This window comes from Micromonospora sp. 4G55 (assembly GCF_016803375.1).
Map to the genome: position 1 here is coordinate 1 of NZ_JAEVHN010000379.1, position 6,043 is coordinate 6,043.

General features: G+C 74.2%; 8 protein-coding genes and 2 pseudogenes. 5 read left to right on the top strand and 5 right to left on the bottom strand.

Annotated features, from left to right (window positions below):
- Positions 1–153 precede the first annotated feature (153 nt).
- A complete protein-coding gene (locus tag JNW89_RS24920; protein ID WP_238450735.1) occupies positions 154–768 on the top strand; it encodes a phosphodiesterase in 615 nt (204 codons plus the stop codon).
- Here the strand turns inward: JNW89_RS24920 and JNW89_RS24925 are convergent.
- Positions 735–950: a hypothetical protein gene (locus JNW89_RS24925; protein WP_238450736.1), complete on the bottom strand. Its 216-nt coding sequence runs from the start codon at positions 948–950 to the stop codon at positions 735–737. The two genes, JNW89_RS24920 and JNW89_RS24925, sit on opposite strands and share 34 nt — an antisense overlap.
- A gap of 97 nt (positions 951–1,047) precedes the next feature.
- Positions 1,048–2,201, bottom strand: a pseudogene (locus tag JNW89_RS24930) (alkaline phosphatase PhoX).
- Between the two features lie 305 nt (positions 2,202–2,506).
- Here JNW89_RS24930 and JNW89_RS24935 point away from each other — a divergent pair.
- The 3 genes from JNW89_RS24935 to JNW89_RS24945 all read left to right on the top strand — a co-directional run bounded on the left by JNW89_RS24935 (position 2,507) and on the right by JNW89_RS24945 (position 4,153).
- Complete coding sequence (locus JNW89_RS24935) at positions 2,507–3,601, top strand: 3-deoxy-7-phosphoheptulonate synthase (RefSeq protein ID WP_238450738.1); 1,095 nt, start codon at positions 2,507–2,509, stop codon at positions 3,599–3,601.
- Between the two features lie 68 nt (positions 3,602–3,669).
- Positions 3,670–3,894, top strand: a complete 225-nt coding sequence (locus tag JNW89_RS24940; RefSeq protein ID WP_238449941.1) for a hypothetical protein — start codon at positions 3,670–3,672, stop codon at positions 3,892–3,894.
- 46 nt (positions 3,895–3,940) lie between these two features.
- Positions 3,941–4,153: a hypothetical protein gene (locus tag JNW89_RS24945; protein WP_238449940.1), complete on the top strand. Its 213-nt coding sequence runs from the start codon at positions 3,941–3,943 to the stop codon at positions 4,151–4,153.
- A gap of 62 nt (positions 4,154–4,215) precedes the next feature.
- On the opposite strand, the pseudogene JNW89_RS24950 reads toward JNW89_RS24945, so the two are convergent.
- From JNW89_RS24950 to JNW89_RS24960, 3 genes and pseudogenes are all read right to left on the bottom strand, one after another.
- Positions 4,216–4,757, bottom strand: a pseudogene (locus JNW89_RS24950) (DUF1360 domain-containing protein).
- Positions 4,758–4,787: 30 nt separating this feature from the next.
- On the bottom strand, positions 4,788–5,111 hold the full coding sequence (locus JNW89_RS24955; RefSeq protein WP_238449939.1) for a hypothetical protein: 324 nt from the start codon (positions 5,109–5,111) through the stop codon (positions 4,788–4,790).
- Positions 5,111–5,431 (bottom strand): DUF6158 family protein, encoded by a 321-nt coding sequence (locus JNW89_RS24960; protein ID WP_238449938.1) that lies wholly within the window; start codon positions 5,429–5,431, stop codon positions 5,111–5,113. The genes JNW89_RS24955 and JNW89_RS24960 overlap by 1 nt, the downstream gene beginning before the upstream one ends.
- Before the next feature lie 117 nt (positions 5,432–5,548).
- Between JNW89_RS24960 and JNW89_RS24965 the strand changes: the two genes are divergently transcribed.
- On the top strand, positions 5,549–5,953 hold the full coding sequence (locus tag JNW89_RS24965) for a hypothetical protein (RefSeq protein WP_238449937.1): 405 nt from the start codon (positions 5,549–5,551) through the stop codon (positions 5,951–5,953).
- Positions 5,954–6,043: the final 90 nt, after the last annotated feature.

Consider the following 6,043-nt stretch of genomic DNA (forward strand, 5'->3'; position numbering starts at 1 on the left):
GGCCACGACTGACGACCGGCCAAACGGCATCAGGTGAACGTAGTGCCACGGATTGCGCCAGGCAATGAGCACGGTGGAGGCGGCGACGTCCCGGCCGCGCGGCGTCGAGCCCGCCTGCTGCACCCGACCGGCCGCTCGTTCACCGCCGAGGTGATGATCTGGGGTACGCCCGGACCGCCGACCGGCGTCACGCTGCTCGACGAGCCGGGCCGACACCGCGCCACCGTCCGGTTCTCCCGGGGCGTACCCACCCCGGACGGCTGGCCCGACGTGCTGGGGCTGGCGGTCCGGCTGCACCTGGCCGACGCCCGGGCGTTCGACCTGCTGGTCAGCTCCAGCGGGGCCGCCCCGGTGCTGCGCAACGTGCCGCTGCCCCGGCGGCGCGTCGCCGGGACGTACAGCACGCTCATGCCGTTCCGGGTCGGGCCGCGGCGGCTGTGGCTGGCGGCGCTGGCCGACCCGGACTCCCCCGACCTGGGCCGGAGTCTGGCCGAGGTGGCCGCGGCCACCCGGGCGGACGCGCCGCGGCTGGTGCTCGCGGTCGCGTCCGCCGTCGGGCCGTGGCGGCCGTTCGGCCAGGTCACCCTCGGCGGGCAACTGGACGCTCGGACGGACGCCGCGCTGGCCTTCGACCCGGTACGGAACCTGCCGGCGGGGCTGCGGGCGGTGGGTCCGCTCGCCTGGTTACGGGAGCAGACCTACCGGGGTTCCCGCCGGGCCCGGGGGGCGGTCGATCAGTCGGGGGGCTCGATCGGGGTCGCGGTCTGATCGGAGGTGCGGTGCTCCAGCACCGTGTCGGGGGCGGCGTTGCGGTCCTCCTCCCGGATGTCGGACTCGGTGAGGATCGCGTCGGCCTGCGCCTGCGGGTCGTCGCTGCCGACCGCCGCTTCCTCGGGCAGCAGGTGGGCCCGGGACTCCACCCGTTCCTGGTCGCTCTGCTCGTGGCTCATGCCGAGCCTCATACCCCGCCGGCCCGCCCGACACGCCACAAGATCGCCCGTGGGCTGGTCCGGGCACCGCCCGGCGCGGCCCGGCCGGGCCGGAGGTTCAGCGGAACGGGCCGCGCACCTCGTAGGTGATCCCGCCGGAGGAGGAGCCGGCGGTGCCGCGCTGCGACGAGAAGTAGAGCCGGCTGCCGTCCGGGGAGAACGCCGGGCCGGTGATCTCCGACGAGGACTGCCCGATAAGCCTGACGAAGGGCGCGACAACGGCGTCCGGAGTGATTAAAACGATCTCCATGTTGCCGCCGTCCTCGGCAACGTAGAGGTCGCCGGAGCGGGTGCCGGTGATGTTGTCCACCCCGGTCAGCGGCGCGGCGCCGCCGGTCACCAGCGAGTCGTCGTACGCCAGGTCGAGCCGCTGGTTGACCGCGTCGTACGCCCAGACCCGGTTGTCGCCCTTTGTGGTGAACCAGCAGGTGCCGTCGGCGTACCAGCAGCCCTCGCCGCCGTTGAACTTCTTCGCGCCGGAGACCTGCTGGCGGGTGTAGGTCGGCGAGCCGTCCGGGTCGGGCACCCGCGCCCAGCTCACCGGGCCGCTGGTGGCGGTGCCGGCGACCAGCACCTCCAGGATGCCGGCGGAGAGGTCGCCCCAGACCGTGGGGCGGAACCGGTAGAAGCAGCCGCTGGTCTCGTCCTCGGTCAGGTAGATCACCTGACGGACCGGGTCGGCCGCCGCCGCCTCGTGGTTGAAGCGGCCCAGCGCCGGCCGGCGCACCGCGGCCCGGCCGCCCTGCGGGTACGTCTCGTAGACGTAGCCCCGGCTGACCTCCTCGCAGGAGAGCCAGGTCCCCCACGGGGTCGCCCCACCGGCGCAGTTGCGGTTGGTGTTGGACAGGATCCGGTACGCCGAGGCGATCGTGCCGTCGGCGTTGAACCGGATCGCCGAGGCGCCGCCGGTGGTGGCGATCTCCGAGTTCGAGACGTAGATCCAACCGGTACCGGCGGCGAAGCAGGCGCCGCGTCCGGGGCGTCGTGCCAGGTGTACGAGGTGCCGGCCACGACCTGCCGGGACCGGGCGACGATCCGGCTGGTGAAGCCGGCGGGCAACTGGAGGCCGCGGGCGTCGGCGGTGCCGAGCGGCCCGTACGGGCCGACGCCCGGCTGGGCCGGGGCGGCGAGCGCGGCGCCGGACCAGAGGCTGCCGGCGAAGGCGGCGGCCCCGCCGGCAGCGGTGGCGCGCAGGACGGTACGACGGTCCATCGGTTACCTCCGGGGGATGCGAGCGGTGCTGATGAAGTTACCGGTGGTGGCATCGATGGGGGTAAACATCGGGCGAGAGTTTCCGGACGCCGCGGTGAGCCTTGCCCGTCCGGTCGGGTACGCTGGCCGACGTGACGCGCTCGTATCGATGGTTTAGGCAGCCGGCTCCGACGCCGGTGACCTCGCCATGAGCTGACGTCACCTTCGTTTTCGAGCCGGCCGGGCAGGAGCTTCCGCTCCTGCCCTTCTGCGTACGAGCAGCCGGCTCCACCCGGGCACCGGCCCCGGGCACGGTCGGCGAGAGGATGCCCACCGTGACCACCCCGGAGAACGACGCCGTCATCGACCAACGGATCGATCGCGTCGTGCCGTTGACCACGCCCGCCCTGCTCCTGCACGACCTGCCCCTGCGCGCCCCGCTCGCCTCGGCCGTGCTGGCCGGCCGACGTGCGGTCGGCCGGGTGCTGGACCGCGCCGACGACCGCCTGCTGGTGGTGGTCGGCCCCTGCTCGGTGCACGACCCGGCCGCCGCCCTGGAGTACGCCCACCTGCTGCGCGAGGCCGCCGACCGGCACGCCGACGACCTGCTGGTGGTGATGCGGGTCTACTTCGAGAAGCCGCGTTCCACGGTGGGCTGGAAGGGCCTGATCAACGACCCGGCGCTGGACGGCTCCGGCGACGTCAACCTCGGCCTGCGGACCGCCCGGGCGCTGCTGCTGGACGTGCTCCGCCTCGGCCTGCCGGTGGGCTGCGAGTTCCTGGACCCGATCACCCCGCAGTACATCGCCGACACGGTGGCCTGGGGCGCGATCGGCGCCCGGACGGTGGAGAGCCAGGTGCACCGGCAGCTCGCCTCCGGGCTGTCCATGCCGATCGGCATGAAGAACCGCCCGGACGGCAGCATCGGCACGGCGGTGGACGCGATCCGGGCGGCCGGTGTGCCGCACGTCTTCCCCGGCATCGACGTCTCCGGCACCCCGGCGATCATGCACACCCGGGGCAACGCCGACGGGCACCTGGTGCTGCGCGGCGGCGGCGGCCGGCCGAACTACGACGCGGAGTCGGTGGCGGGCGCGCTGGACCTGCTGCGGGCCGCCGGCCTGCCCGAGCGGTTGGTGGTCGACGCCAGCCACGCCAACAGCGGCAAGGACCACCGCAACCAGCCGAAGGTCGCCGCCGACGTGGCCGCCCAGCTCGCGGCCGGGCAGCGCGGGATCGTCGGCATCATGCTGGAGAGCTTCCTGCTCGAAGGCCGCCAGGACCTGGACCCGACCCGGGAGCTGACCTACGGCCGCTCGGTCACCGACGCCTGCCTCGGCTGGGACACCACGGCCGAGGTCCTGGACCACCTGGCCGCCGCCGTCCGGGCCCGTCGGGCGACCCTGCCGACCCCCGCCTGAGCGGCTGTCGGGAGACCCGACAGCCTCTGCACGGGTTTGGGCGATTCGGGCGGGGGTAGCTGGGCGGAGTGACCGATGACGCACCGGTGACCGACGAGGTCGACACCCGGCAGCTCGACGAGCTGCTCGACGACATCTACCACGGCCAGGAGCGGATCAGCCAGGCGGACATCTACCGCCGGGCGGTCGCCGCGGAGCTGCCGCCGACGCTGCTCGCCCGGATCGCCGCGCTCCCGCAGGGCGAGTACGCGGCGGACGAGGCGGCCGACCTGCTGGGTGGTTCGGTGGCCTGAGCGCGCGACGCACGGGGGTGGACGAGGACGACGAGAGGACGACGGCATGACGCACCACGAGGGGCACGAGCACGAGTCCGTGCCGGCGCTCGGCCAGCCCCCGGAGGGCCGGGACACCACCCCCGAGCCGGACTTCGCCAACGAGCACGACCGCACCGCGGTCGACCGCGACGTGATCACCGACGAGGACTCCGACGAGCGTGAGCCGGAGGCCTCGCGCGGCTGGGCCGGCGAGGACCACGGCACCACCCCGACCTGAGCGGGACGACGCGAACGACGCGAAAGGGGGCCGGCGCCGCGCCGGCCCCCTTCGCGTACGGGTCAGTTCTCGTCGTGGTCCCCGCCCTCGGCGGCCCGCTGGGCGACGGCGTACCCCATCTGGAGGAAGTCCGAGGCGGCGACCGCGGTCAGCGCGGTGGCCACCAGCCGGGTCAGCCGGGGCGCGAGCACCAGGCCGCCAGTGAGGCCGGTGGCCACCCAGACGGCCAGGCAGAACGGGCAGCTCAGCAGCTCGCCGATGGCGTGCCGGGTCGAGCTGCCCCGGTCCCGGACGTGTTCCATCACCTCGCCGCTGCCGATCGGGTGGTCGTAGCGGGTGAACGGGGCTCGCAACGGGCTGGTGATCGCGTCCTTGGAGAGCAGCCGGCTGAGCTTGTGCGTGGCGATGGAGAGCAGCACCACGTCGGCCGGGGCGGGCCGTCCGGCACCGGCCGGCCGGTCGCCCGGACCACGCCGGCCAGGGACGCGGTGACCGTGGCGTACGTGCCCATCGCGGCCAGGTAACCGCCCAGCGGCCGGTGCTCGTGCGGCGCGTACGCCTGGCGCAGCCGCGCCACCTTCTGCTTCAGGCCGCCCTGGGTCACCACGTCTCCTCGTTGTTCGTCACGTTCCGCTCAACCCGCGGTCAGGTTGTCGGCCACCTCGCGGGCGAGGTTGGCCAGGGTCTCGTCGGCCAGGCCGTTGTCCCCGCCGGTGAGGTCGAGGCGGACCCGGGACCCGCCGGCGTCGGCCTGCTCCACCTGGATCTCCGCCGACCACCCGGGGGCGGAGTCGCTGCTCCACCGGGCCCGCAGGTCGTCGGCGCTGGCCTGGGGGCGCTCCCCACCGTCGGACCGCAGCGGCTCCGGCAGCCAGGCCGAGGCCCGGTCCGGGTCGGTCGCGGTGTTGAACACCACCTCGGGCGGCGCGGACATCCCGCGCTCGGCGTGCGTGCCCATCAGGCGTCCCGCAGCCGGCTCGGGTCCACCTCGCGCCCGGGGTGCCGGGCCAGGTACTCGGTCTCCAGCTCGGCGGTGCGGCGCAGGTGGTTGGCGAGCGCGGAGTCGGCCGCGTGGCGCAGCGTGTCCAGCCGGGTGCGGTGCAGGCTCTGCAGCTCCCGGATCAGGTCCTCGTCGTCCAGCTCCGCCGGGTCCACCCCGAGCAGCTCACCGTCGACGTGCGCGCCGGAGGCCGACGTGTCGTGGGCGTGGTCACCGTCCCACTCCGTCATCCGCTGCTCCGGGCTGACGTCACCGGACTGGCGTACTGATTCGGTCATGTCGCCCCCTCGGGCTCGTTCGGGCTGGCATCTAGACGGATGCCCAGCCGGGGTGTCACCAAACCCTCCTACGACACCGCGTCGGAGACGCCCGGCCGTCCCGGTACGCTCGATGCCATGAAACGGCTCTGGACACCGGCGTGGATCGCCCGCCACGTGGCCATGGTCGTGCTGGTCGTCGGTTTCCTGGCGCTGGGCTGGTGGCAGATCAGCCGGGCGGCCTCGGGCAACACGCTGAGCTGGGCGTACGCCGTGGAGTGGCCGATCTTCGCCGGCTTCGTGGTCTTCGTCTGGTGGCGTGAGGTCCGGCACACGCTGCGCGGCCCGGCCGTCGCCGCGCCGGAGACGGCCGGTGGCACCGCGCCGGAGCCGGGTGCCCCGGCGGTACGCCGCCCGGTGCGGGTGGCCCGGGTGCCGGCTCCGGTCCACGCCCCGGACGACGCGGACCTGACCGAGTACAACCGCTACCTGACATGGTTGAACGCCAATCCGGGCGCGAGGCCCGGCGACTATCCCGGCTGAGGCCGGTGCGGAAGGACGGACGACGGTGGGCGGAGCCCTTACCCGGTACCGCGTGATCGCCTGGATCGTGGGCGTGGCGCTGGCCGTGCT

Excerpts from the sequence above, each read along its gene's own strand:
- JNW89_RS24920 (WP_238450735.1), top strand. The coding sequence starts at position 154 with ATGATCTGGGGTACGCCCGGACCGCCGACCGGCGTCACGCTGCTCGAC.
- JNW89_RS24925 (WP_238450736.1), bottom strand. The coding sequence starts at position 950 with ATGAGCCACGAGCAGAGCGACCAGGAACGGGTGGAGTCCCGGGCCCAC.
- JNW89_RS24935 (WP_238450738.1), top strand. The coding sequence starts at position 2,507 with ATGCCCACCGTGACCACCCCGGAGAACGACGCCGTCATCGACCAACGG.
- JNW89_RS24945 (WP_238449940.1), top strand. The coding sequence starts at position 3,941 with ATGACGCACCACGAGGGGCACGAGCACGAGTCCGTGCCGGCGCTCGGC.
- JNW89_RS24955 (WP_238449939.1), bottom strand. The coding sequence starts at position 5,111 with ATGGGCACGCACGCCGAGCGCGGGATGTCCGCGCCGCCCGAGGTGGTG.
- JNW89_RS24960 (WP_238449938.1), bottom strand. The coding sequence starts at position 5,431 with ATGACCGAATCAGTACGCCAGTCCGGTGACGTCAGCCCGGAGCAGCGG.
- JNW89_RS24965 (WP_238449937.1), top strand. The coding sequence starts at position 5,549 with ATGAAACGGCTCTGGACACCGGCGTGGATCGCCCGCCACGTGGCCATG.